The 24,865-nt window shown below is 70.8% G+C and carries 25 protein-coding genes; 13 read left to right on the top strand and 12 right to left on the bottom strand.

The features are described 5' to 3' along the window. The coding region (locus ABD327_RS08625) for an FUSC family protein (RefSeq protein WP_344449699.1) at positions 1 to 1,085 on the top strand (1,085 nt) is incomplete at its 5' end. A 33-nt stretch (positions 1,086 to 1,118) separates the two neighbouring features. On the opposite strand, the gene ABD327_RS08620 is transcribed toward ABD327_RS08625, so the two are convergent. Then, on the bottom strand, positions 1,119 to 1,802 hold the full coding sequence (locus ABD327_RS08620; protein WP_344449698.1) for a YoaK family protein: 684 nt from the start codon (positions 1,800 to 1,802) through the stop codon (positions 1,119 to 1,121). A 19-nt stretch (positions 1,803 to 1,821) separates the two neighbouring features. Further along, positions 1,822 to 3,033 carry an ammonium transporter gene (locus ABD327_RS08615; RefSeq protein WP_344449697.1) on the bottom strand — a complete coding sequence of 404 codons (1,212 nt, stop codon included), beginning with the start codon at positions 3,031 to 3,033 and terminating at the stop codon, positions 1,822 to 1,824. Between the two features lie 239 nt (positions 3,034 to 3,272). Here ABD327_RS08615 and ABD327_RS08610 point away from each other — a divergent pair, with 239 nt between their 5' ends. Then, the gene (locus tag ABD327_RS08610) at positions 3,273 to 4,430 is read left to right on the top strand and encodes an acyl-CoA dehydrogenase family protein (protein WP_344449696.1); all 1,158 of its coding nucleotides are present in this window, start codon (positions 3,273 to 3,275) and stop codon (positions 4,428 to 4,430) included. 151 nt (positions 4,431 to 4,581) lie between these two features. Next, positions 4,582 to 6,213 (top strand): GMC oxidoreductase, encoded by a 1,632-nt coding sequence (locus tag ABD327_RS08605; protein ID WP_344449695.1) that lies wholly within the window; start codon positions 4,582 to 4,584, stop codon positions 6,211 to 6,213. A 48-nt stretch (positions 6,214 to 6,261) separates the two neighbouring features. Here the strand turns inward: ABD327_RS08605 and ABD327_RS08600 are convergent, their stop codons facing one another. The 3 genes from ABD327_RS08600 to ABD327_RS08590 all read right to left on the bottom strand — a co-directional run bounded on the left by ABD327_RS08600 (position 6,262) and on the right by ABD327_RS08590 (position 8,478). Continuing rightward, positions 6,262 to 6,741 carry a carboxymuconolactone decarboxylase family protein gene (locus tag ABD327_RS08600; protein WP_344449694.1) on the bottom strand — a complete coding sequence of 160 codons (480 nt, stop codon included), beginning with the start codon at positions 6,739 to 6,741 and terminating at the stop codon, positions 6,262 to 6,264. Then, positions 6,738 to 7,820, bottom strand: coding sequence for an NAD(P)H-dependent amine dehydrogenase family protein (locus tag ABD327_RS08595; protein ID WP_344449693.1), 1,083 nt, complete (start codon positions 7,818 to 7,820; stop codon positions 6,738 to 6,740). The genes ABD327_RS08600 and ABD327_RS08595 overlap by 4 nt, the downstream gene beginning before the upstream one ends. A 76-nt stretch (positions 7,821 to 7,896) precedes the next feature. Further along, positions 7,897 to 8,478, bottom strand: a complete 582-nt coding sequence (locus ABD327_RS08590) for a TetR/AcrR family transcriptional regulator (RefSeq protein ID WP_344449692.1) — start codon at positions 8,476 to 8,478, stop codon at positions 7,897 to 7,899. Between the two features lie 176 nt (positions 8,479 to 8,654). Between ABD327_RS08590 and ABD327_RS08585 the strand changes: the two genes are divergently transcribed. The 3 genes from ABD327_RS08585 (at position 8,655) to ABD327_RS08575 (ending at position 11,535) form a co-directional block, all read left to right on the top strand. Continuing rightward, the gene (locus ABD327_RS08585) at positions 8,655 to 9,863 is read left to right on the top strand and encodes a YbfB/YjiJ family MFS transporter (protein ID WP_344449691.1); all 1,209 of its coding nucleotides are present in this window, start codon (positions 8,655 to 8,657) and stop codon (positions 9,861 to 9,863) included. Further along, entirely contained in the window at positions 9,860 to 10,528 is a 669-nt protein-coding gene (locus tag ABD327_RS08580) for an alpha/beta fold hydrolase (protein WP_344449690.1), read from the top strand. The genes ABD327_RS08585 and ABD327_RS08580 overlap by 4 nt, the downstream gene beginning before the upstream one ends. 242 nt (positions 10,529 to 10,770) lie before the next feature. Beyond that, on the top strand, positions 10,771 to 11,535 hold the full coding sequence (locus ABD327_RS08575; protein ID WP_344449689.1) for an SGNH/GDSL hydrolase family protein: 765 nt from the start codon (positions 10,771 to 10,773) through the stop codon (positions 11,533 to 11,535). A gap of 235 nt (positions 11,536 to 11,770) precedes the next feature. Here the strand turns inward: ABD327_RS08575 and ABD327_RS08570 are convergent, their stop codons facing one another. The 4 genes from ABD327_RS08570 to ABD327_RS08555 all read right to left on the bottom strand — a co-directional run bounded on the left by ABD327_RS08570 (position 11,771) and on the right by ABD327_RS08555 (position 13,788). Beyond that, a complete protein-coding gene (locus ABD327_RS08570; protein WP_344449688.1) occupies positions 11,771 to 12,331 on the bottom strand; it encodes an acid shock protein in 561 nt (186 codons plus the stop codon). Between the two features lie 69 nt (positions 12,332 to 12,400). Continuing rightward, a complete protein-coding gene (locus tag ABD327_RS08565; RefSeq protein ID WP_344449687.1) occupies positions 12,401 to 12,592 on the bottom strand; it encodes a DUF397 domain-containing protein in 192 nt (63 codons plus the stop codon). 126 nt (positions 12,593 to 12,718) lie between these two features. Then, positions 12,719 to 12,910, bottom strand: a complete 192-nt coding sequence (locus ABD327_RS08560) for a DUF397 domain-containing protein (RefSeq protein ID WP_344449686.1) — start codon at positions 12,908 to 12,910, stop codon at positions 12,719 to 12,721. Continuing rightward, positions 12,907 to 13,788, bottom strand: a complete 882-nt coding sequence (locus ABD327_RS08555) for a helix-turn-helix domain-containing protein (RefSeq protein WP_344449685.1) — start codon at positions 13,786 to 13,788, stop codon at positions 12,907 to 12,909. The genes ABD327_RS08560 and ABD327_RS08555 overlap by 4 nt, the downstream gene beginning before the upstream one ends. Before the next feature lie 320 nt (positions 13,789 to 14,108). Here ABD327_RS08555 and ABD327_RS08550 point away from each other — a divergent pair, with 320 nt between their 5' ends. Beyond that, the gene (locus tag ABD327_RS08550; RefSeq protein ID WP_344449684.1) at positions 14,109 to 14,576 is read left to right on the top strand and encodes an ATP-binding protein; all 468 of its coding nucleotides are present in this window, start codon (positions 14,109 to 14,111) and stop codon (positions 14,574 to 14,576) included. 138 nt (positions 14,577 to 14,714) lie between these two features. After that, positions 14,715 to 15,491, top strand: a complete 777-nt coding sequence (locus ABD327_RS08545) for an SGNH/GDSL hydrolase family protein (protein ID WP_344449683.1) — start codon at positions 14,715 to 14,717, stop codon at positions 15,489 to 15,491. 395 nt (positions 15,492 to 15,886) lie between these two features. Here the strand turns inward: ABD327_RS08545 and ABD327_RS08540 are convergent, their stop codons facing one another. After that, a complete protein-coding gene (locus ABD327_RS08540; RefSeq protein ID WP_344449681.1) occupies positions 15,887 to 16,894 on the bottom strand; it encodes a sugar phosphate isomerase/epimerase family protein in 1,008 nt (335 codons plus the stop codon). 109 nt (positions 16,895 to 17,003) lie between these two features. Beyond that, positions 17,004 to 18,203, bottom strand: coding sequence for an ROK family transcriptional regulator (locus ABD327_RS08535; protein WP_344449680.1), 1,200 nt, complete (start codon positions 18,201 to 18,203; stop codon positions 17,004 to 17,006). Positions 18,204 to 18,277: 74 nt separating this feature from the next. On the opposite strand from ABD327_RS08535, the gene ABD327_RS08530 reads away from it, so the two are divergent. The 5 genes from ABD327_RS08530 to ABD327_RS08510 all read left to right on the top strand — a co-directional run bounded on the left by ABD327_RS08530 (position 18,278) and on the right by ABD327_RS08510 (position 24,270). Continuing rightward, positions 18,278 to 19,786: a sugar ABC transporter ATP-binding protein gene (locus ABD327_RS08530; protein ID WP_344449679.1), complete on the top strand. Its 1,509-nt coding sequence runs from the start codon at positions 18,278 to 18,280 to the stop codon at positions 19,784 to 19,786. Next, a complete protein-coding gene (locus ABD327_RS08525) occupies positions 19,783 to 20,778 on the top strand; it encodes an ABC transporter permease (RefSeq protein WP_344449678.1) in 996 nt (331 codons plus the stop codon). The genes ABD327_RS08530 and ABD327_RS08525 overlap by 4 nt, the downstream gene beginning before the upstream one ends. A gap of 54 nt (positions 20,779 to 20,832) precedes the next feature. Next, positions 20,833 to 21,885, top strand: coding sequence for a substrate-binding domain-containing protein (locus tag ABD327_RS08520; protein ID WP_344449677.1), 1,053 nt, complete (start codon positions 20,833 to 20,835; stop codon positions 21,883 to 21,885). A gap of 12 nt (positions 21,886 to 21,897) precedes the next feature. Next, complete coding sequence (locus ABD327_RS08515) at positions 21,898 to 23,049, top strand: Gfo/Idh/MocA family protein (RefSeq protein WP_344449676.1); 1,152 nt, start codon at positions 21,898 to 21,900, stop codon at positions 23,047 to 23,049. Between the two features lie 222 nt (positions 23,050 to 23,271). Further along, the gene (locus tag ABD327_RS08510) at positions 23,272 to 24,270 is read left to right on the top strand and encodes an Acg family FMN-binding oxidoreductase (protein WP_344449675.1); all 999 of its coding nucleotides are present in this window, start codon (positions 23,272 to 23,274) and stop codon (positions 24,268 to 24,270) included. A gap of 39 nt (positions 24,271 to 24,309) precedes the next feature. Here the strand turns inward: ABD327_RS08510 and ABD327_RS08505 are convergent, their stop codons facing one another. Beyond that, on the bottom strand, positions 24,310 to 24,825 hold the full coding sequence (locus ABD327_RS08505) for a DUF4383 domain-containing protein (RefSeq protein WP_344449674.1): 516 nt from the start codon (positions 24,823 to 24,825) through the stop codon (positions 24,310 to 24,312). Positions 24,826 to 24,865: the final 40 nt, after the last annotated feature.

Genomic DNA, 24,865 nt, shown 5'->3' with positions numbered 1-24,865 from the left:
GCAGGGACGCCGACATCACGCCGTTCACGGGAGACCCGGCTCTCGAACGGAGCATCGGCTACATCCTGCGGCGGCTGCCGAGCACGGAACTGGAGGGCCCCGACTGGCTCGGCCGGCCCGCGCCCCTGCGGACCCGGGCGTTCGAGGCCGGCCGGCTGGCCCTGACCTCCGGGGAGGCCTGGCGGTACGGGCTCCGGATCGCCCTGTGCATGGCGATCGCCTCGGCGATCACCGAAGTCGACGGGGTGCCCCATGTCTTCGGGATCCCCCAGGCGCACTCCTTCTGGGTGTCGCTGACCGTGGTCGTCGTGCTGAAACCCGACTTCGGGTCGGTCTTCGTCCGGTCGCTGCTGCGCGCGCTCGGCACGATCGCCGCGGCCGTCCCCACCCTGCTGGTGCTGGTCGTGGTCCCGCGCGGCTGGGCCGCGGTCCCGCTCGCGGCGTTCTTCGGCGGCCTGATCCCGCTGCTGAAGGTCAAGTCCTACGCGATGCGCACGGCGGCGATCACGCCGCTGATGCTCTTCCTGCTCGACACGATCTCCTCGGCGCCCGCCGAGGAACTGGTGGCGGCCCGCCTGGTCGACACCATTCTCGGCTGTCTGATCGTGCTGGTCTTCGGCTACGCGCTCTGGCCGGAGAGCTGGCGGATCCGGCTCGGCGACCGGATCACCGCCGGGTTCGAGGCCGCAGCCGACTACCTGGACGAGGCCTTCACCGTCTCCTGGGACGCCGGGGCCCGCGACCGGCGTGCGCTGCGCCGCAGCCTCAACTCCATCCAGAACGGTCTGCAGCAGACGCTGTCCGAGCCGCCTCCCGCCAGCCGCCGGGGCACCGCCTGGTGGCCGGTCCTGATCGAGCTCGACCGCCTCGTGGACGCCGTCATGGCCGCTTCCGCGCAGGTCAGGAAGGGTGCCGAGCCGCCGCCGCAGAAGGAGGTCCACGCGGTCTCCGCGGAGCTGCGGGAGATGGGGGCGGCGATCCACCAGGGAAGGAGCCCGCGGGCGGGGGACCTGTCCGCCGATTCCGGCGTCCTCGGCGATGTCGCCGCCCAGACCCGCTCCTTGCGCGGCAGCCTTCCGCTGTGAGGGGAGGGTCGCGCCCCAGGCGGGACCGCGGCCTCAGCCCCAGCGCTCCGCGCCGGGACGTCTGGCCGTGACGTAGGCGGCCGCGGCGCATCCGGCGAGGAGGGCGGCGGCCGTCCACAGCGGGGCCAGGGTGGAGAGCGTGCGGTGCAGCAGTCCCGAGACCAGGGCGCCGGCCAGCAGCGCGCAGATCGAGACGAGCCTCCGGTCCTGCCTTCCGGAGGGGACGGACTCGGCGAACAGCGAGGTGAGCGTGGTCGTGACGACCGTCGTGTTCAGGTCGGGCACCTTCAGCCCGCGCACGATCGCGTACTCCCATCCCAGGGAGAAGGCCAGCACCATGACGACCGGCCGTCGCGTCCAGGGCTCGGCGAGCCCGTATCGGGAGGCGAACATCACGGCTCCGCAGACCAGGACCGCCTGGACAGCGGTGCCCGCCGCCAGCAGCAGGCCGCGGTGCCGGGACGCGAGCCTGGGCAGGGCGACCTGGCCGCCGCAGCCCGCCCCCACCGCGAAGGACAGCAGGGACAGGGCCGAGGACAGCGCCGTGTCGAGCTCTGCCAGGCCGAGGCCGAGGATGATGATGTTGCCGGTCATGGCGGCGACGAAGACCTGGCCGAGGGCGAGGAAGCTCGTCGCGTCGATCAGCCCGGTCGTGAAGGCGAGCACGGTGAACAGGAGGGGCAGCGGCCCGTCGTCCCGCGCGCCGCCCGGGGTCACGGTCCCGTTCCGGCGGGGCTCATCCGATGCGCAGCTCGGTGTCGAGGCCCATCTCCTCCTCCTTGGCGGTGGGGCGGAGGTGGAACAGGGCGTTCACGATCTTGCCGATGAGGTAGGTGAGCACGAAGGTGTAGCAGCCGACGGCGATGACCGCGACGATCTGCTTGCCCAGCTGGGCGATCGAGCCGCCGTAGAAGATCCCGGCGTTGGGGCTTCCGTACTTGCCGGTGGCGAAGAGGCCGAGCAGCACCACGCCGACGATGCCTCCGGCCCCGTGGATGCCCACGACGTCCAGGGTGTCGTCGTAGCCGACGGTCGTCTTGACCTCCACGGCGTAGGTGCAGACGACGGCGACGACGATGCCGATGACGGTCGCGCCGAACAGGTTGACGTAACCGCAGGCCGGGGTGATGGCGACCAGGCCGGCGAGCGCGCCGGTCGTGCCGCCCAGGCGGGAGAACCGCCCGAACCGCACACGTTCGAGCATCATCCAGACGAGCATCGCGACACAACCGCACATCATGGTGTTGACCACGGCGTTCGCCGCCAGGGCGCCGTCGGTGAGCGCCGAGCCGCCGTTGAACCCGAACCACCCGAACCACAGCAGCCCCATGCCCGCCATGACCAGCGGGATGTTCTTGGGCTGCGGCGGCCCCTCCCGGCGGAAGCGCAGGGAGGGGCCGAGCACCACGGCCAGCGCCAGGCCCGCGATCCCGGAGTTGAGCTCGACGACGAGCCCGCCGGCGAAGTCCAGCACGCCCCACTTGTTGATCCAGCCGCCCGAAGAGAACACCCAGTGGGCGATCGGCAGGTAGACCAGCGTTATCCAGACCACCCCGAAGATCATCCACGGCCCGAGCCTGACCCGGTTGGCGACCGAGCCGCTGACCAGCGCGAGCGTGATGATCGCGAAGACGAGCTGGAAGAGCGAGTAGACGTAGAGCGGGATGACTCCCCGCAGGGTCCGCGGGGTGGTCTGGAAGAACTGCCAGTCGCCCCAGCCGATCAGGCCGAGCCCTCCGACGTCCTTGCCGAACGCCAGCCCGTACCCGTAGAGGAACCAGACGACGGTCACCACGGCGATCGAGACGAAGCTCATGTACAGGACGCTGATGAGGTTCTCCGCCCGGACCATCCCGCCGTAGAACAGGGCGAGGCCCGGGGTCATGAGCAGCACCATCGCGAAGCTGACGAGCACCCATGCCGAATCGCCGGTGTTCAATCCATACATGTCCGCGCCCCCTGGCTTCAGGTCAACACCTTTGGCATGGGCGATCATCGGACCCGCGAAACCCCTCGTGATCCGCGTGGGGCGAACCTTTATCCGCCGAAGGGTGAAATCGGTCTTCCATCCGACCCCGAGGGGCGTTGAATAAACTAGCAGTGGTAGGTTATCGTGCGCGGAGCTGCTCATCGGCCGTGCGCTGACCGGCATCAGCGCGTTCTGAAAGCCCGAAAGGACCCCCGACCATGCGCCGTACCGTTTTCCACGAGGACCACGAGGACTTCCGCAAGACCCTGCGCGCCTTCATCGAGACCGAGGTGTCGCCGTACTACGAGCAGTGGCTCGCCGACGGGCAGATGCCCCGGGAGTTCTACTACAAGCTCGGGGAGCTGGGGACCTTCGGCATCGAGGTGCCGGAGGAGTACGGCGGGGCCGGGATCAGCTCGTTCAAGTTCTCCGCGATCCAGTACGAGGAGACGGCGCGCGCCGCGGTGTCGTTCGGCGGCTCCAGCGTGCACGTCGCGCTGTGCCTTCCCTACATCCTCAGCCTCGGCACCGAGGAGCAGAAGCAGCGCTGGCTGCCGCCGTTCGTCACCGGTGAGACGATGTTCGCCATCGCGATGACCGAGCCGGGCACCGGTTCCGACCTCGCGGGCATGACGACCACCGCGAAGCTGTCGGAGGACGGCGGCCACTACGTGCTCAACGGGGCCAAGACGTTCATCACCGGCGGTGTGCACGCCGACCGCGTCATCGTCTGCGCCCGTACTGCGCCGCCGAAGGACGACGACCGCCGGTTCGGCATCTCGCTATTGGTCGTCGACACCAAGGCCGAGGGCTATTCCGTCGGCCGCAAGCTCGACAAGCTCGGGCTGAAGGTCTCCGACACCGCGGAACTGTCGTTCCAGGACGTGAAGGTGCCCGTCGAAGACCTGCTCGGCGAGGAGAACAAGGGCTTCTCCTACCTCGGCCAGAACCTGCCCCAGGAGCGTTTCAGCATCGCGTACGGCGCGTACTCGCAGGCCGTGGCGGCGGTGGAGTTCGCGAAGAAGTACACGAAGGAGCGGCTCGTCTTCGGCAAGCCGGTCTCCTCCTTCCAGAACACCAAGTTCGAGCTGGCCGCCTGCCAGGCCGAGGTGGACGCCGCCCAGGCCGTCGTCGACCGCGCGCTGGAGGCCCTGGACGCCGACGAGCTCACCCCGGCCGAGGCCGCCTCCGCCAAGCTGTTCTGCACCGAGGTCGCGCACCGCGTCATCGACCGCTGCCTCCAGCTCCACGGCGGCTACGGCTTCGTCAACGAGTACCCCATCGCCCGCCTGTACGCCGACAACCGCGTCAACCGCATCTACGGCGGCACCTCCGAGGTCATGAAGATGATCATCGCCAAGGACATGGGCCTGTAGGCCGCAGCCCGGATCGCGGACCTGATCGGAGAATTCCTCGCCGGTGGCTGATCTGTGGCGGCGGTCACAAGTTACTTCAGAGTAAGTAGTGACTTGGCTCACTCAGGGATGTAGAACAAATTCTAATCCACCCCTGAGTAAGGAGAGTCGCATGCGCGATGACATCGTGCACAGAGCCGGAATGGCGGCGGTTTCGCGTCGCGGGTTCATGGTTGGAACCGGTTCTATTTTCGGGGCGGCGGCGCTCGGGCTGCGGCCGGCCGCTGCAGCGCCGCCGCCCGCGCCGATCGCGTCCGGGTCGCACGTCCCGGCGCTGGTGATCGGCACCGGTTACGGCGGTTCCGTCGCCGCCCTGCGGCTGGCGCAGGCGGGCGTCGACGTGCACATGGTCGAGATGGGGATGTCCTGGGACACCCCCGGCTCGGACGGGAAGATCTTCGCCAACACCAAGAGCCCGGACGACCGGTCGTTCTGGCTCCGTACCCGGACCAAGCAGCCGCTCAGCAACTTCCTGGGCTTCCCGATCGACAAGAACGTCAACAAGTACACCGGCATCCTGGACGCCGAGGAGTTCGGCGGCATCACGGTCTACCAGGGTCGCGGCGTCGGGGGCGGCTCGCTGGTCAACGGCGGCATGGCCGTCACGCCCCAGAGGGACCGCTTCAGCGGGATCCTCCCGTCGGTGGACGCCGCCGAGATGTACTCCACCTACTACCCGCGCGCCAACGCCGGGCTGGGCGTCACCGACGTCCCCCTGGCCTGGTGGGAGTCCGCCGCCTGCTACAAGTACGCCAGGGTCGGCCGCAAGCACGCGGAGCGCTCCGGCTTCCCGCACGTCTTCGTCCCCAACGTGTACGACTGGGACTACATGGCGCAGGAAGCGGCGGGGAGCGTCACCAAGTCGGCGCTCGCCGGTGAGGTCATCTTCGGCAACAACCACGGCAAGAAGACGCTGCCGAAGACCTACCTCGCCCAGGCCAAAGCGACGGGGCGGGTCGCCATCTCGCCTCTGCACGAGGTCACCTCGGTCACCCCGAGGTCGGGCGGCGGCTACACGGTCGCCATCAGGCAGCTGAGCACCACCGGCGGCACCGTCGCGACCAAGACCGTGACGGCCGACCGGGTGTTCTTCGCCGCGGGCAGTGTCGGCACCAGCAAGCTGCTGGTCAAGCTGCGGGCCACCGGCGCGCTGCCGAACCTGAACGGCGAGGTCGGCAAGGGCTGGGGCGACAACGGCAACGTGATGTGCGGCCGCGCCAACCACATGTGGGACGCGACCGGCACCATCCAGTCGTCCATGCCCTCGACCGGCATCGACAACTGGGGCGCGGGCGGCGCGTTCGCCGAGGTCGCGCCGATCCCCACCGGCATCGAGACCTACGCCTCGCTCTACCTGTCGATCACCAACACCCCGCGCCGAGCCGAGTTCTCGTGGAACGCCGCGACGGGCGGGGTGGACCTGAGCTGGCAGGCCGCCTGGAAGCAGGACTCCATCACCATGGCGAAGACGATCTTCGACAAGATCAACAAGAAGGAGGGCACGATCTACCGCACCGACTTCTTCGGCGGCACCAAGGTCTGGAACGACCAGCTCACCTACCACCCGCTCGGCGGCGCCGTCCTGAACAAGGCGACCGACAACTACGGCCGCCTGCGCGGCTACGCGGGCCTGTACGTCATCGACGGCTCGCTGATCCCCGGCAACACCAGCGTCAACCCCTTCGTCACCATCACAGCGCTCGCGGAACGGAACATAGAGAAGATCATCACCACGGACCTGTGATGATGATCTGATGGACCGAGCCGGCCGCGGGCGCGTGTGGCCGGCCTTTTAATGCCCCGGAAGGACGCACACCGCGTCGAGGCCCAGCACGTGGTTGAGGCGGCCGAACGCCAGCCACGCGCCGATGCTCATGCTCAGCTCCACGATCTCCCGCTGGTCGTAGTGCGCGGTCATCCGCGCCCAGAACTCGTCGTCCAGGCCGTGGTGGTCGAGCGCGTAACGCTCGGCGTACTCGGCGGCCAGGCGGGTGCGCTCGTCGAACGCCTCGGTGGTCCGCCAGTGCGTGACGGCGTCGGCGAACTCCTCCTCGACCTTCTGGCCGTCCCGCTCGGTGCGCCAGTCGAGGCAGAAGAGGCAGCCGTTGATCTGCGCGATCCGCAGCCGGGCGGCCTCGAACTCGCGCAGTCCGAGCGTCGTGTGCTCGTAGACCGACAGCGAGAAGCCGGCGGCGGCGGGCCCGATGCCGGGGACCATCTCGCCCCAGACGTACCCGATGGGATCCTTGCCGTCCGGGATGTCGATGTTCATGCCGTCTTCCTTCCGAGTCTGCCGGTGACGGGACGCAGCGGGACGTCGAGCGCGTCGTAGACGCCGGGACCGGCGTCCGCGAGCCAGTCGATGGCGTTCACGAGGCGGCCGACCGCGGTGGCGTTGCCGCCCGCGGCACGGTTGCCGTTCTCGTCGGTGGCCTCCACGGTCACCTCGATGCGCGGGCGGCCCTCGATGATCACCCGGTGGGCGCCGTCCCCGCCGTCGGGCGCCACCGGCCAGTCCGGCGCGCAGGAGGCGTGGATGCGGGTGACGTGCTCGACGACGATCAGCGGCTCGCCGCCGACGATCCCCTGCACCTCGAACCGCACCGCTCCCTGCGTCCCGGCCTCGAACTCGCCCATCGCCTCGGTGGACACCGTGGTCTCCAGGGGGCGCCGCTCCAGGGTCTCCCGCACCTCGTCGAGCTCGACGCCCAGCGCCCGCGCCATCAGCCGCACCTGCCCGCCCCACACCATGGACGGGACGGTCGGGGAGAGCATCGGCGGCTCGTAGTCCATCGGCTGGCCCATGCCGACCAGGTACCGGACGGAGTCCTCCTGGTCGTAGGTGGTGTAGTCGAAGATCTCCTGGCAGCGCACCGCGTCGACGACGGAGCCCACCCCGCTGATCAGCAGGGGGAGGACGTCGTTGCCCCAGCCGGGGTCGACCCCGGAGACGAACAGCGACCCGCCGCCCTCCTTCACCGCGGCCAGCAGCGGCTCCCGCATCTCCGGCGGCGCGTTGCGCGCGTCGTAGAGCGCGTACAGGGAGGGCGTGACGACCACCGCTCCCGCCCGGATCGCCCGGATGATGTCGTTGAGCGCGTCGTCCGGCCGGATGTCGCCCGAAGCCGCGTACACCACGGCCCCCGGCCCCGCCGCCAGCACGAATTCGATGTCGTCGGTGGCCGCCACGCCCAGGTCGCAGTCGAGCCCGCCCAGCTCGCCCGCGTCCCGTCCGACCTTCGCGGGGTCGTGGACGATCACCCCTGCCAGTTCAAGTCCCGGATGAGCGTCGACGGCCCGTATGGCCAGCCGTCCGACGTTGCCTGTGCCCCAGACGACCGTAGAGATCATGCTTTGAGCCTAGCAAGCGTTAGGTTCTGTGACCAGGATCATAGTGCGACGTTTGCGTCGGTCTCCGTAAGGCCGGTCAGGCGGACGCCGCCAGGAGGACGAGGGCCGCGTCGCGGGCCTGGGCGGCCGCGCCGGCCGTGCCGTGGTGGGCGGCGACGACGGTCGCACCCTCGACCAGGATGAGCAGCTGCTGCCCCAGCCCTGCCGGATCGACTGCTCCGGCGCGGGCTGCGATGCCGGTGAGGAGGTCGAGGTAGCGGTTCAGGTGCCGTTCGGTGGCGGCGAGGACGGCCTCGTCGTGGTGTTGGGCCGCCGCGTTCACCATCGCGCAGCCGCGGAAGCCCGGCCTGTCGTACCACTCTCCGAGGGCGTTGAAAACGGCGGCCAACTGGTCGGCGGGGTCGTCTCCGGCCGCGGCGACGGCCTCGGCGAGCCAGCCGGACAGCCGTTCGCTGCGCGACTCCAGCACGGCTTGGACGAGGCCGTCCTTGGAGCCGAAATGCCGGTAGAGGGTCTCTTTGGACACGCCGATGCGAGTGCACAACCCGGCGACGCCGATGCCGTCGATTCCGCGCTCGTACAGGATCGCGGTGGCCGCTTCGAGGATGGCGGCGCGGGTGCGCGCCGGGTCGATGGTCGTTCCCTGGGCAACTGGCACCCCACGATGGTACCGATCGGTTCGATCCACTGCTAGCGTCTGAGATCGTACCGATCGGTTCGATCTAGGCGGGTGTTGCCGGACATGCTCCGGATTTATCTATGTGACCGAGACGTTCTGGTCGTGCCGTCCCCGAACTCCTCCGGAAACCGGACGGTTCCGCAGGAGGCCTGCCGGTGAAGCCGTCCACGTGGCAGGCGGCACGGCTGGCCTTCGGCACCGCCTCGGCTCTGGGGTTCGCGCGCTTCGCCTACGGGCTGCTGCTGCCGGCCATGCGCGACGAACTGCACTGGAGCCTCGCCCAGGCCGGGGCGATGAGCGCCGCCAACGGGCTCGGCTACCTCATCGGCGCGCTGGCGACCGCCGCCGCCGTCCGCAGGCTGGGCGGCGCCGCCGCCTTCCGCTGGGGCATGGCCCTCACCGCGGTGGCGCTCGCGGCCACCGCGGTCAGCGGCGCCTACCCGGTGCTCCTGGTCCTCAGGGCGGCGGCGGGGGCGACGGGGGCGGTCGTGTTCATCACCGGCGGCGTGATCGCGTCACGCATCGCCGCCCGCGCCGCGTCCGGCACCCCCATCACCGTCTACTTCGCCGGAGCCGGGCTGGGCATCGTCTTCGGCGGCGCGGTCATCCCGGCACTGGGCTCCCACTGGCGCACGGCCTGGATGGTCCTGGGCGTCGCCGCGGGCCTGGCCGCCCTGGCGAGCTGGACCGCCGCACGCACCCGGGAGGACGACGCCCCGGCGGCCGCCGCGAGAAGGGCACGGATACGCCCGCTGTGGGGGACCGCCCTGGCCTACCTGCTGTTCGCAGCCGGATACATCACCTACATCACCTTCCTGTCGGCCTATCTCGCCGACAGGAACGCCCCGGTCGCGCAGGTGACGCTCATCTGGACGGTGCTGGGCCTGGCCGTCGTGGCGGCTCCCGCGCTGTGGAGCGGCCCCATCACCCGCTGGCCCGGCGGCAGGGCCCTCGCCGTGCTGCTCGCCGTCCTGGCCGCCGGGGCGGCGCTCGCCCTCGTCTCTCCGGCCCTGCCGGTCGTCCTCGCGTCCGCGGCCGTCTACGGGGCCGCGTTCATGGGCGTCCCCGCCGCCGTCACCGCCCTCATCAGGAACGGCACCCCGGCCGACGACTGGACGGCCACGCTGGCGGCCTTCACCACCCTGTTCGCGATCGGGCAGACCGCCGGCCCCTGGATCGCGGGCATCCTCGCCGACCACACCTCGACCGACGCCACCGTGGCGTGGACCGCGGTCCTGTGCGCGGTCGCGGCCGTGATCGCCGCACGGATCCCGCACCATCGGCCCGACCGGCCGGTCCCGCACGTGAGCTCCCCCTCGTCCGGCCTTTCCGGCCGGGCCCTTCCCCAAGGAGAACAGCAGTGACGACGTTCGTCCTCATCCCCGGCATGTGCCACGGCGGCTGGTGCTTCGAGCAGCTCACCGAGCAGTTGCGCCTCCACGGGCACCGCGTGCACCCGGTGACCCCGACCGGGCTCAGCGAGCGCGGCCACCTGCTGCGGGGAACCGACCTGGAGACCCACATCCAGGACGTGACCGCGCTGCTGGAGGTCGAGGACGTCCGGGACGCGGTGCTCGTCGGCCACAGCTACGGGGGCATGGTGATCACCGGAGCGGCCGACCGCGCACCGGACCGGGTGGGCCCGCTGGTCTACCTGGACGCCGTCGTGCCCGAGCACGGCGACTCCATGTGGAGCCTGGTCTCCGACCGTGAGCGGCAGTGGTACCTGGACGTGGTGGAGACCGGCGACGCCGTACGCCCCCTGCCCTTCTTCGATCCCCGGGCCACCCCCCACCCGCTGGTCTCGCTCCTCCAGCCGCTCCGGCTGGACGGCCCCGTCCGCGCCCGCCGCAACGTCTACGTGTACGCGGCGGGATGGGAGGGTCCGTCGCCGTTCACCCCTTTCTACGAGAGGCTGCGCGAAGACCCCTCCTGGACCGTCCACGCGCTCGACGGCGGCCACAACCTCATGCGCGACGCCCCGCAGGACCTGCTGAAGATCCTCCTCGAGACCGCCGAATCCCCCTGAGCTCCGGCCCACTGGACGTGTGGCCGAGCGAACGGGGCCGCATCGCCGCTCGGCCGCGCCGGAGATCCTACGAGCGGCCGGGTCACCCCGTCATCAGGGAGATCACGGGCCTTGACCGCGGTGACCGAACGCCTGGGAGGCCGCACAGAAAACGACCCGCACGCTGTCCCGGCAGCCAGCGCTTTCCGGCCGGGGGCATCTGAGAATGGCCACGTCCTCCTTCCCACCCCCCAGGAGAGAACATGCGACCTTTCCGGATCCTGCTGAGCGCCGCGCTGGCGGGCCTGGCGTCCTCGTTCGTCATGGCCCCCGTCCAGGCCGCCGCCCCCGAGTACGTGGCGCTCGGCGACTCGTACTCGTCCGGGACGGGCGCCGGCTCGTACACGGACGTGGCGTGCACCCGCAGCGCCAACGCCTACCCCGCCCTGCTCGCCGCCGCCCGCCCCGGCACGGTGTTCAAGTTCGTCGCGTGCGGCGGCGCCACCATCCCCGACGTCGTCGCGAACCAGCTGTCGGCCCTCGGCGCGAACACCACCCTGGTGACGATCAGCATCGGCGGCAACGACTCCGGTTTCGCGAGCACGATGCTCACCTGCAAGTACAGCACCACCACCCAGTGCCGCTCGGCCCTGGAGGACGGCCGGGAGTTCGTCGAGGAGGAGCTCCCGTCCCGCCTCGACTCCCTCTACGCCCAGATCCGCTCCCGCGCACCGCAGGCCAAGGTCGTGGTCGTCGGCTACCCCCATCTCTACAAGCAGGGCGGCCTGTGCCTCGGCGGTCTCAGCTCCACCAAACGCACGATGATCAACGAGGCCGCCGACGTCCTGACCGGCGTCCTGTCCTCCCGCGCCGCAGCCGCCGGCTTCACCTTCGCCGACGCCCGCCCCGGCTTCTCCGGCCACGAGATCTGCACCACCACCGAGTGGATCGACGCCTCCAACATCCACCCCACCGCCACCGGCCACGCCCAGGGCTACCTCCCGGCCGTCACCGCAGCGGCCTCCTGACCCGCAGTCCCGGAGCGGCGCACGCTTCGGCGCCGCTCCGGAAACACCTTGTGACTCATGCGTTACGGAGTGCGCCCTCGCCGACGACATGAGAAATCTATTGTGTCGGCCATGGATGAGGTCACCTGGGACGAGCTTCGCAAGGAGCTCATCCCACCTGAGGACGAGCCGCTCATCGAAGAGCAACGCCGGCGGCTGATCGCCCGCCAGCGCGCCTACGAACTCGTCGAACCGTTCAAGACCTCACGTCGACGACGAAACGGACCTCGGTGGGGCCGAGGACGCCGGTCACCCGCCAGCAGCCCTGGTGGGTGAACTCGATGGCCGTCGGCTGGAACCCGCGAAGCCCGTATCCGTGGGAGACCTCGTGCTCCACGCGGGCACCCGAGTCGAGTGACCGGGCCCGCACCTCGAGACGCCCTTCGTTCTCCCGCCACCAGGGGATCTTCATACGGAGGAGGCCGTCGGGGCCGCGTTCCGCCTTGAACTCGGGCAGCAGCACCCACAGCCCGCCGCCGCCGAACAGGCGGTCGTGTGATTCCGCGGCCCACTCGATCGCCCCCGCCGGGGGTTCCTCTCGCCGCTCACCCGCGACGGTGACGGGACAGGCCTCCTCCCCGGACCGCTGTGAGAACGAGGGTCCCACCGTCGCCGGAGCGGCGGTGCTCGCGGACGGCGACGGCGTCGCCGCCCGCGGAGACGTCTCAGAAGCGCACGCTGCCGCTCCGAGTCCGGCTACGACCAGCAGGAGGACGAAGCCGGGCTTGCGCCCGAAGGCTTTTCGGTTGATCTTCAACGTTGGACCAGCCTCTCTTCGGGGCGCCGCACTCTTCGTTCATCACGTCCATCCTGCGTCCTGCGGATCTCAGCCCTGGTCGTGAAAGCGCCGGGCGAAGTCCGTCCATTCGGTGGTGGTGAACTCCAGGACGGGGCCGGTGCCGTCGGCCTTGCTGTCGCGGACGCAGATGGTGCGTGCGGCGGAGCGGCCGACTTCGACGCAGTCACCGTTGGGCTCGCTGTGGCGGGACTTGCGCCAGCCGCTGTATTGCCGGGTCACTTGTCCGCTCCCGCCTTGCGCGAGGTGTATGGCGATCTCTTCGATCCGCACCAGGCTTTCGCCTTTGGCTCTCGGCCTGGTGCGGTGTCCGGATGCCGCGTGCTCCACGATGCATCCGGTGGATCCTCAGGCGCGGTCGTGAAGGCGGCGGGTGAAGGCCGCCCACTCGGATCGGGTGAATTCCAGAATGGGGCTGTCGCCTTGGGCTTTGGTGTCGCGGACGCCGATGGTGCGGGAGGTGGAGCGGCCGACTTCGACGCAGCCGCCGTTGGGCTGACTGTGGCGGGACTTGCGCCAGCCGCTGTACTGCAAGGTCATTCTTCGGTTCCCGTCTCGTGGGATATCTGATCGATGACCTTTTCGATCATCATCAGGCTGTCCTCTTCAGATAGTGCCTCATCTCGCGCGACGGCGTACCTGTGTTCATGCCGTGCGACTTCTGCACGATCGGTGTGCACGACATCTGTCGAGGTCGTCTCCAAGACGGCCATCGATGGGTCGGCGGGATCGGGAAAGGTGAACAGGGTGAGTTGCCCCATGGGCCACGGAGTCCGGGAGCTGCCCGTAAGGAAGGGCAGCACGAGCAAGGTCAGCTGAGAGTGCTGCCGCGCCAGATGAATGATGTGCCGCAGCTGACGAGCCATGATGGCCGGGTCGATGTTGAAGCGGCGTAGACCGACTTCGTCGAAGATGACCTCGTAGGAGGGCCCGCCGTTTCTGAACACGGTTTCCTGGCGGCGTAGGCGGGCTTCCGCCATCCGTTCGGGCTCGTAGGTGATCGCGTATTCGGCCTTGTCCAGCTCGACCAGACTCAGCGTGAACTCGGGAAGCTGCATCAGGCCGGGCATCGAACCGGGGTGGTATTCGCGGATCGTGGCCGCGCCCGACTCCAGGTCGGCGTAGAGGCGTTGGCGGTCTCCCATGGCGTCGCCGTAGGCGTCCCACCAGCCTCGGGCGGCGGCCTCGCGGGCGATGCGGAGGATCTGGGCGCGTTTCTCCTCGGTGGGCTCCAGGAGGTCGAGGAGGTCCATGACCTCGGCGAGATCGGGGCGGACCTGGGCGTTCTCCAAGCGGGAGATCTTCATGCGGGAGTGGTGGAACATCGCGCCCAGCTGCTCGGTCGTCAGGTTCCTGCCCAGGCGCAGGGCGCGCAGTTCGGCGCCGAGCCGCCTGCGCCGTACGAACGGACTGGACACGGGCCTCCTTCGCGGGGCGTCGTCCGCTCCGGCGGGGTCTTGCCGAGCATGACGATCCGACTACACACCGCATCGAACCTCTCTGCTCTCACCCGCCGCAACCGCTTCCGTCCGACTCCCCGAACCTGTTCGCATTCGCTCCGTGCGATCCCCGTCAGTGCGCACGCTCAACGTGCGGGCTCGGCCGGTGCGTGCTGTGCGTGTATGCGGGAGGGAGACGTGCGCACGGGGAGGGTGCGAACTTTCTTCCCGTCTGGTGGATTTTCTAGGACGCACGCGGATGCGGAGTGTGACCATGGGTGCGATTCCAGTCTCTCTGCGTGAGGAGTGTCGTGTTCGTCGAGCTCGTCGAAGAGGAGGGCGGCGACCGCTGGCGGCGGGAGTTCGCCGGGGCGCCGGAGGAGGCGCGGGAGGTGCGGCGGTTCCTGCGGTCGTTGCTGGAGGGCTGCGCGTTCCTGGACGACGTGCTGCTCGGCGTGGACGAACTGGCCGTCAACACGATCCGGCACACGCGGTCGGGGCGTCCCGGCGGGAAGTTCGTCGTGGAGGTGCGCTGGTGGCACGAGCCGCAGGACGAGGCCGGGAGGAAGAACGAGAAGGTCGTCGTCTGGGTGCGGGACGAGGGCGGGCCGCACGAGCCGGCGATCCCGTCCGGCGGTGACGAGTTCGCCGAGAACGGGCGCGGCCTCCTCACGCTCGCGTGCACCGCCGAGAACTGGGGGTGGTTCGGCGACGAGTCCGGCCGGACGGTCTGCGCGGTCTTCGCCGGATGCCGTCCGATCCCGTGATCTTCACCGGACGTCTCGCCTGACGGCTACCGCCAGGGAACAGGCCATCGATTCACTTACCGTTCCGGCAAATGACGCTTTCCGCGCAGGGGGTTCGGAGAATGGCGGCGTCTCGCCCCTCCTCCGAAGGAGAGAACCTTGCGGCTCTTCCGCCTGCTCATGGGCGCGGTGCTGGCCTCGTCGACGCTCACGGCCCCCGCCGCGGCCGCGCCTCCCGAGTACGTGGCGCTCGGCGACTCGTACTCGTCCGGAACGGGCGCGGGTTCGTACACGAGTCTGCTGTGCAGGCGCAGCGCCAACGCCTACCCCGCGCTGCTCGCCGCCTCCCGACCCGGTGCCGCGTTCAGGTTCGCCGCCTGCAGCGGAGCCACGATCCCCGACGTCGCCACCAAGCAGCTCTCGGCCCTCAGCGAGACCGCCACCCTGGTGACGATCAGCATCGGCGGCAACGACGCGGGTTTCGCCGCCGCGATGCTCACCTGCAAGTACGGCAACACCTCCTGGTGCCGCTCGACCCTGAGGCGGGGCCGCGAGTTCGTCGAGAAGAGGCTCCCCGCCCGCCTCGACTCCCTCTACGCCCGGATCCGCTCCCGCGCCCCACAAGCCGAGGTCGTGGTGGTCGGCTACCCCCGTCTGTACCGGCAGGGCGGCCCGTGCCCCGGAGCCCCCGACTCCACCAGACGCGCGATGATCAACGAGGCCGCCGACGCCCTCGCCCGCGTCCTGGCCTCCCGCGCCGCCGCCGCGGGCTTCGCCTTCGCCGACGCCCGCCCCGCCTTCGACGGCCACGAGATCTGCACCCCCGACCCGTGGATCGACGCCTCCAACGTCCACCCCACCGCCACCGGCCACGCCCGGGGCTACCTCCCGGCCGTCACCGCCGCGGCCACTTCGAAGGCCGCCCAGGACGCCTGACGAGACCTGTGCCGCGCCGCTCCAGCCGCTCAGCCGCGGACCGCCAGGTCCAAGGCGTCGACGGTGCGGCGCTCGACGGTGCGGCGCTCGACGGTGCGGCGCTCGACGGTGCGGCGCTCGACGGTGCGGCGCTCGACGGTGCGGCGCTCGACGGTGCGGCGCTCGACGGTGCGGCGCTCGACGGCGTGGTGCTCGACGGCGGGGAGGGCGCGGGCGGTCAGGGCGGGGGCCGATGGCGACGGACGCCGTCATGCTTCAGGCTCCGGCGCACTCGCCGTAGGCCGCGGCGGCGGACGCGAAAATGGGGCCGCCGGTGTGCGCGGCGACCCCATGGCAGAAGCCCGCCTGCAGGCGCCGGTGGAGGGAGAGGGGACGGCGGCGCCCGCAGGGGCGGGTCAGTCGCGGCCGAAGGCGGCGTCGAACGAGGAGGCGGGGGGTTCGATGGCGCTGAGGGAGCGGATGCGGGCGAGGGCGTCGGGGGCACCGGCCAGGCGGTCCATGCCGGCGTCCTCCCATTCGATGGAGATCGGGCCCGCGTAGCCGATGGCGTTCAGGGCGCGGAAGCAGTCCTCCCACGGGACGTCGCCGTGGCCGGTGGAGACGAAGTCCCAGCCTCGGCGCAGGTCGCCCCACGGCAGGTGGGAGCCCAGTCGCCCGTTGCGCCCGTTGCCGGTGCGGCGGCGGGTGTCCTTGCAGTCGACGTGGTAGATCCGGTCGGCGAAGTCCAGGAGGAAGCCGACGGGGTCGAGGTCCTGCCAGACGAAGTGGCTCGGGTCCCAGTTGAGGCCGAAGGCGGGGCGGCGGCCGATCGCCTCCAGGGTGCGGGCGGTCGTCCAGTAGTCGTAGGCGATCTCGCTGGGGTGCACCTCGTGGGCGAACCGCACGCCGGCCTCGTCGAAGACGTCGAGGATCGGGTTCCAGCGGTCGGCGAAGTCGGCGTAACCGCGTTCGATCATCTCCGGCGGGACGGGCGGGAACATCGCCACGGTGTGCCAGATCGACGAGCCGGTGAAGCCGATGACGGTGTCCACGCCCAGCTTCGCCGCGGCCCGCGCGGTGCTCTTCATCTCCTCGGCGGCCCGTCGCCGGACGCCCTCGGGCTCCCCGTCGCCCCAGACCCGGTCGGGGACGATGGCGCGGTGCCGCTCGTCGATCGGATGGTCGCAGACGGCCTGCCCGACGAGGTGGTTGGAGACGGCCCAGACGCGCAGCCCGTGCCGTTCCAGCAGGTCGAGCCGCCCTCGGACGTAGTCGTCGTCCTCCAGCGCGCGCACCACGTCGAAGTGGTCGCCCCAGCAGGCGATCTCCAGCCCGTCGTAACCCCAGGAGGAGGCGAGCCGGCACACTTCTTCGAACGGCAGGTCGGCCCACTGGCCGGTGAACAGGGTGATCGGGCGGGACATGCGCACGGATCCCTTCGGGGAGGGACGTGTGCGTCGACCACGTCGCAGCGGATGCGTCACCGGCCTCTCGGGCGTGCCACCGCCGTCGACCCCGGTCGCGCCATTGTTACTACCCGACCGCCGCCGGGTCAACGGTGACCGCCTGGTCGATGGAGTCGGGCGCCAGGACGTGCTCGACGACCATGACCGCCGCGCCGATGACGCCCGCGCGGTCGCCGAGCGTGCTGGCGCGGATCGTCAGGTGCTGGGTGGCCAGCGGCAGCGACCTGCTGTAGATGGTCTCGCGGACGCCCGCCAGCAGGTGCTCGCCCGCCTCGGCGATGTCCCCGCCGAGCACGATCGTCGACGGGTTGAAGAAGTTCACGATCGACGCCATGACGCGGCCGACCTCCCGCCCGGCCTGGCGGATGAGCTGGGCCGCGCGGGAGTCGCCGGCGCGCAGCAGCGCCACCACGTCCCGGCTGCCGCGCGCCTCGACGCCCTGGGCGCGCAGCGCCGCCGCCATCGACGCGCCCGACGCCACCGCCTCCAGGCAGCCGACGTTGCCGCAGCGGCAGACGGTGTCGCTGGCCGAGGGCACCTGGATGTGCCCGACGTCCCCGGCCGCGCCCTGCGCGCCCCGGTGCAGTTTGCCGCCGGCGATGATGCCGCAGCCGATGCCGGTGCCGATCTTGATGAAGATGAGGTGGTCGACCGCGGGGCCGGCGGTCCAGTGCTCGCCGAGCGCCATGATGTTCACGTCGTTGTCGGCCAGGACCGGCGCGCCGATCCGCTCGCCCAGCCATTCGGGGACGGGGAAGGCGTCCCAGCCCGGCATGATCGGCGGGTTGACGGGCCGGCCGGAGGAGTGTTCGACGGGTCCGGGCAGACCCACCCCGACCCCGCACACCTGGCCGAGGTCGCGGCCGGTCTCGGCGAGCATCTCCTCGAAGGCGCCGACCAGCCAGCCGAGGGTCGCCTCGGGTCCGGCGTCGATGGGCAGTTCGACGGCGCGTTCGGCCAGCACGTCCAGGCCGAGGTCGAGCACGGCCAGCCGCGCGTGGGTGGCGCCCAGGTCGGCGGCGAGCACCACGCGCACGTTCTCGTTGAACGCGAAGGCCACTGCCGGACGCCCGCCGGAGGAGATCGCGTCCTCGGTGGGGACCACCCAGCGCTGGCTCATGAGCGCGTCGAGCCGGTGGGACACCGTGGAGCGCGCGAGCCCGGTGAGCTGGGCGAGCTCGGCGCGGGTGCGGGCGCGGCCGTCTCGGAGGATCGCGAGGACGGCTCCCGCCCCCGTCACCGCCTGACCGCTGGGTTCACTGACCATGCCGGACATCTTACTTCGATCGTCGGCTGACTTCCGTTGACAGAAATCATAAGTCGCTCCTATCGTCTCAAAACATGCCGGACATTAAGGATCCGCTGCTCGTAATGAGCGGGATCGTCAAGCAGTTCCCCGGGGTGCGCGCCCTCGACGGCGTCGACCTCGAGGTCCTGCCTGGCGAAGTGCACTGCCTGCTCGGCCAGAACGGAGCGGGCAAGTCGACGCTCATCAAGACGCTCGCGGGCGCCCACCAGCCCGACGCGGGCGTCATCCGCCTCGGCGGCCGGGAGGTCCGGCTCACCGGGCCGGTCGCCGCGATCAGGCTCGGCATCTCGACCATCTACCAGGAGCTCGACCTGGTGGACGGGCTGAGCGTCGCCGACAACATCTTCCTCGGCCACGAGAAGGCGAGGTTCGGCTTCACCCGCACCGCCGAAGCCCACCGGGCGGCGAGCGGGCTGCTCACCCGCCTCGGCCACGGCGAGATCCCGCCCGCCACCGAGGTCGGCGCGCTCCCGCCCGCCGGCAAGCAGGTCGTCAGCATGGCCCGGGCGCTCTCCCACGACGCCCGCCTCATCGTGATGGACGAGCCCTCCGCGGCCCTGGCGCACGACGAGGTGGACAACCTCTTCCGCACCGTCCGCGAACTGACCGCCCAGGGCGTCGCCGTCGTCTACATCTCCCACCGGCTGGAGGAGATCCGCGAGATCGGCGACCGGGTGACCGTGCTCAAGGACGGCCGCACCGTCGCGGTCGGCCTGCCCGCCGACACCCCCACCCGCGAGATCGTGTCTTTGATGACCGGCCGGGACGTCGAACACGTCTTCCCGGCCCGCCGAGATCCCGGCTCTCACGAGGGGCGAGCCGAGGTCCTGCGGGTCGAGGGACTGACCGTCCCGGGTGTGTTCGAGGACATCTCCTTCGCCGTGCGCGAGGGGGAGATCGTGGGGCTGGCAGGGCTGGTCGGCTCGGGCAGGTCGGAGATCCTCGAAGCCGTCTACGGCGCGCGCAAGGCGTCCGGGAAGGTCCTGGTGGACGGCAAGCCCGTCCGGGGCGTCTCCTCCGCCGTCCGGCTCGGCCTCGGCCTCGCCCCCGAGGAGCGCAAGGCCCAGGCCCTGCTCCTGGAGGAGAGCGTCGCCCGCAACATCACGCTGGGCGGGCTCGCCCGCTACGCCCGCCTCGGCTGGCTCGACCGGGGAAGCGAGCTCGCCGACGCGGGAAGGCAGATCGACGAGCTCGGCATCCGCCCGGCGGACCCCGGGCGTCCCATCCGCACCCTGTCCGGCGGCAACCAGCAGAAGGCCGTCCTGGCCCGCTGGCTGGTGGACCGGCGCAGGCTGCTGCTCCTGGACGAGCCGACCCGCGGCGTGGACGTCGGCGCCCGCGCCGACCTCTACGCGGTGATCCGCCGCCTGGCAGACGAGGGCATCGGGGTCCTGCTGGTCTCCAGCGAGATCCCCGAGGTCCTCGGCCTCGCCGACCGGGTCCTGGTGATCCGGGACGGCCGGAACGTGCACGAGTCCGACGCCCGCGAGCTCGACGAGCACCGGGTGCTCGACCTGATCATGGAAGGAAGCGCGCTGTGAACGACACGCGCACGCCGCCCGTCGGCAAGCTCCCCGCACCGGTGCGGACCCTGCGCGACCGCGGCGGGCTGCGGCACCTGGGACTGGTCGGAGCCCTGGTCCTGCTGTGCCTGGTCGGGCTCGTCACCCGGCCCGACACCTTCGCCACCTCCTCCAACCTGGTGACCCTGCTGGCGCTGGCCTCCACCATCGGCGTGATCACGGTCGGCATGACCTTCGTGATCATCGGCGGCGGCATCGATCTGTCGGTCGGCTCGGTGATGGCGCTGGCCTCGGTCTGGGCGACGACCGTGGCGACCCAGTCCTACGGGCCGTGGGTGATGGCGCTCTGCGCGCTCCTGGTCGGCACCGCGACCGGCGCGGTCAGCGGGCTGCTGATCTCCTACGGGAAGATGGTCCCCTTCATCGCCACGCTGGCGATGATGGCCGCCGCCAGCGGCCTGGCCCAGCGCCTGTCGGACCGCAGGACGCAGCTGGTCGCGCCGGAGAACGACGCGATCGTGGCGCTGTCCACGACCCGCGTGCTCGGGCTGCCGATCCTCGTCTACATCTTCGCCGCGGTCGTGGCCGCCGGATGGGTGCTGCTCAACCGCACCACCTTCGGCCGCCGCACCTACGCCGTCGGCGGCAACGCCGAGGCCGCGCGCCTGGCCGGCATCGACGTCAGGAAGCACACCGTGCTGCTGTACGCGCTGTCCGGCCTGTGCTGCGGCATCGCCGCCCTCGTCATCATGGCCCGCACCACCGCGGGCTCCTCCACCCACGGCTACCTCTACGAGCTGGACGCCATCGCCGCGGTGATCATCGGCGGCACCCTGCTGACCGGCGGGCGCGGCACCATCATCGGCTCGATCCTCGGCCTGCTCGTCTTCACGGTCATCACCAACCTCTTCATCCTCAACGGCCTGGACACCAGCGACCAGCTCATCGCCAAGGGGCTGATCATCGTCGCCGCCGTCCTGCTCCAGCAGCGCACCGCGAACACGAGTTAGCGGCGCGCGCCCCACGACCCGTCCGTTCCACCCCACCCCCCCAGGGAGACCCCCATGTCCCACAGCCCCGGACGCCGCGGATTCCTGTTCGGCGGAGCCGTCATCGGCGGCGGCCTGCTCGCGTCGGCCTGCACCAGCAACGCCTCCAACGACGAGTCGTCCGCCTCCGCCCCCGCCCTCGCGGGCACCGACAACGACAAGCCGGGCCAGAAGGTCGTCATCGGCTTCTCCGCCCCGGCCGCCGACCACGGCTGGATCGCCGCGATCGCCAAGAACGCCGAGGCCGCCGCGAAGCTGTACCCCGACGTGGAGTTCAAGGCGGTCGAGCCCACCAACGACATCAACCAGCAGATCGCCGCGGTCGAGTCGCTCATCGACGCCAAGGTCGGGGCGCTCGTCATCCTCCCCAACGACGGGCAGCAGCTCAACCAGGTCGCGCGCAAGGCGTCCGACGCGGGCATCCCGGTCGTCAACCTCGACCGGGTCTTCCCCGACAAGCTCTCGTACCGGACGTGGATCGGCGGCGACAACTACGGCATGGGCGTGGCCGCCGGGCACTACATCGGCGCGAAGCTCAAGGAGAAGGGCGTCGCGAAGCCCGTCATCCTGGAGATCCAGGGCATCGCCACGCTCCCGCTCACCCAGGACCGCAGCAAGGGATTCGCCGACGCGCTGAAGACCTACGGGTTCACCGTGACGGCGCAGCAGGACGCCCAGTTCACCGTCCAGTCCGGCACCGACGTGGCCACCAACCTCCTGCAGGCGCACAAGAAGATCGACGCGCTGTGGAACCACGACGACGACCAGGGCGTCGGCGTCCTGGCCGCGATCAAGGAGGCGAACCGCACCGAGTTCTTCATGGTCGGCGGCGCCGGCTCGGCCAACGCCATGCGGGAGATCAAGAGCGGCTCGTCCGTGCTGGAGGCGACCGTCACCTACAGCCCCAGCATGGCGTCGTCGGCGGTCAAGCTGGCCCGTCTGATCGCCCAGGGCAAGGGTATGAGCGACCTGGTCGAGCAGGGAGTGCCGCAGTCGATCACGCTGGCCTCGGAGACGATCACCAAGGACAACGTCGACACCTACCTGCCGCTCGGCTTCGAGTCCTAGGAGAGGCTTTCCGTGACGGAGAACAGGCCCGCGCTCGGGGTCGGCATGGTCGGACACGCCTTCATGGGCCGCGTGCACTCGCAGGCGTGGCGCAGCGTCGGCGCCTTCTTCGACCTGCCCGTGCGGCCTAGCATGACGGTCCTGGCCGGCCGGTCGCGGCAGCGCGTGAGCGCCGCCGCGGCCGAGCTCGGCTGGGCCGGCGCCGAGACCGACTGGCGGCGGCTGCTGGAACGCGACGACGTGCACGTGATCGACATCTGCACGCCGGGGGACACCCACGCCGAGATCGCGATCGCCGCCCTGGCGGCGGGAAAGCACGTGCTCTGCGAGAAACCGCTGGCCAACTCCGTGGCGGAGGCCGAGGAGATGGCGGCGGGCGCCGAGGCCGCCGCGGCCCGCGGGGTGCGCAGCATGGTCGCCTTCAACTACCGGCGGGTGCCCGCGGTGGCCTTCGCCCGCAAGCTCGTCGCCGACGGGCGGATCGGCACGATCCGGCACGTCCGCGCCCAGTATCTCCAGGACTGGATCGTCGATCCGGCGCATCCGCTGGTGTGGCGGCTGCGCCGGGAGAAGGCCGGGTCCGGCGCGCTGGGCGACATCGGCGCCCACATCGTCGACATGGCCCAGTACATCACCGGGGAGGCGCTGACCGGGGTGTCCGGGATCAGCGAGACCTTCGTCAAGGAGCGCCCCCTGCCGGACGGGTCCGGCAGGGGAGCCGTCACCGTCGACGACGCGGTCGTGTTCATCGGCAGGCTGGCGGGAGGGGCGCTCGCCTCGTTCGAGGCGAGCCGGTTCGCGCCGGGCCGCAAGAACTCCCTGCGCCTGGAGGTCAACGGCTCGCTGGGCAGCCTGTCCTTCGACTTCGAGTCGCTCAACGAACTGCACTTCCACGACGACACCCTGCCCGCGGAGGAGGCGGGCTTCCGCCGCATCCTCGTCACCGAACCCGGGCACCCGTACGCGGGGGCCTGGTGGCCTCCCGGCCACGGCCTCGGCTACGAGCACACCTTCACCCACGAGGTGCGGGACTTCGTGGCGGCGATCGCCGGAGGCGCCGACCCCGCCCCCTCGTTCGCCGACGGGCTGCGCGTCCAGCGGGTCCTGGACGCCGTCGAGCGCAGCGCCGCCGACGAGAGCCGCTGGACCCCGATAGGGGGCTGAACCCGCGGGCTTCGCCGCCCGGAGGGACCGGCCGGGTCCCCGTCCCGCCGCCGCGTCGAGGCGCGGGAGTACGGGGAGTGCCACCCCGGCCGGATTCTCCGGGCGGCGAGATCACGGTTGAAGAGGGCGAAGGTCCCCCTGGGCTGGGACTTTGGAGACTGCGGCCAGGAGAGGCCGGGTGGGAGGCTTAAAAGCGGATCAATGGGGAAAAGGAGGCGGGCCATGGGGCCGTTGACCGAGGAAGAAGTCCTGGCCTGTGTGGAGGCCGCGGGGAGGGCGCCTTCCATCTACAACACGCAGCCCTGGTTGTTCCTGCCGGAGGGGGACCGGATCGAGGTGCACGCCGATCCGTCGCGGAGGCTCCCCGCCGTCGACCCGCAGGCGAGGGCGCTGCACATCAGCCTGGGGGCGGCCGTGCTGAACCTCTGCTTCGCGGTGGCCGCGACGGGCCGCCGGCCCTCCCTCGAGCTGCTGCCCTCGCCGAGGGACGGGCGGCACGTCGCCACCGTCACGGCCGACGGGCCCTACACGATGGACGACGGCGAGCGGGAGCTGTACGAGGCGATCCGGGAGCGGCGCACCAGCAGGCGCCCCTTCCTCGACACCCCGATCCCGCCCGAGGCGAAGCGCCGGCTGGAGGAGGCCGCGCTGCTGCAGGGAGGGAAGCTGGAGTTCGTGGAGGCTCCCGAGCGGGAGCTGCTGCTGAGCCTGGCGCGGACCGCCGACGAGCGGAAGTGGGACGACGCCGCCTACCGGGCCGAGCTGCGCAACTGGACGACCGACGACCCCTACCGGGAGGACGGGGTGCCGGTGGAGGCGGCCCCCTGGAGCGGGGACGACACCGTCCCGGTTCGGGACTTCATGCCCGACCTGGAGCGGCCCGAGCCGTCCGGCCCGGAGTTCGAGGCCGAACCGGTGATCGCCGTGCTGTCGATCATCGGCGGGGACGCTCCGGCCGACTGGCTGCGGGCGGGGCAGGCGCTCGAACGCGTCCTGCTGGAGGCGACCCGCCGGGGCCTGGCGACCGGCCTGTTCACCCAGCCGCTGGAGCAGTCCGACCTGAGGGCGATCCTGGCCGACCCCACGGGCCGCACGCACGTCCAGGCGATCCTGCGTTTCGGCTACGAGGCGGAGCCGACACCGCTCACGACCCGCCGCCCGGCCGCGGAGGTCATCGCCCGCGAGAAGCCCCTGCCGCTCCGCCCGACCCGGCTGGGCTGACGCCCGGCCGGGTGCGTACGGGCCCGCGCGGCGAGCGGATCAGCGGCCGCGGTCGCGCGGTTCGCGCGTCTCGTGGCGTCCCCTGGGCGCGGTCGAGCCGGGAGGCAGGTCACCCGTGGCGCGGTGACCGCCCTCGACCGCGGACCTGGTCTTCTTGCGGGTGGTCAGCAGTCCCAGGGCGATCATGCCGACGCCCAGCAGGAAGTGCAGCCAGTCGTCCGCGCGGTTGACGGGAATGAAGTTGGTCGTGTGCTCCTTGTCGATGAACAGGCCGTACAGCCACAGGAGCAGGTAGACGGCGCCGCCCCAGACGAGGAAGTTCTTGGCGGTGCCGGGTGAGCGGCCCAGGATGAGGCCGAGGACGCCGAAGACGAGGTGGACCAGGTTGTGCAGGATCGACACCTGGAAGATGCCGAAGAGCTTGGCCTGGGACTCGTGCCCGGCGAACTCCATGGACCCGTAGTTCGTGGTGATGCCCGGGATGAACCCGAGGATCCCCACGAGGAGGAAGAGCGCGCCCACCGCCATCGCGGCCTTGCAGACGGCGGGCTTCACCCCACCGCCGCGGCGGGTGACCGTTGATCCGGTTGATCCA

It is taken from the genome of Actinocorallia aurantiaca, assembly GCF_039533685.1.
Taxonomy (GTDB): Bacteria; Actinomycetota; Actinomycetes; order Streptosporangiales; family Streptosporangiaceae; genus Actinocorallia; species Actinocorallia aurantiaca.
This window is presented reverse-complemented; position numbering and strand designations above follow the sequence as displayed.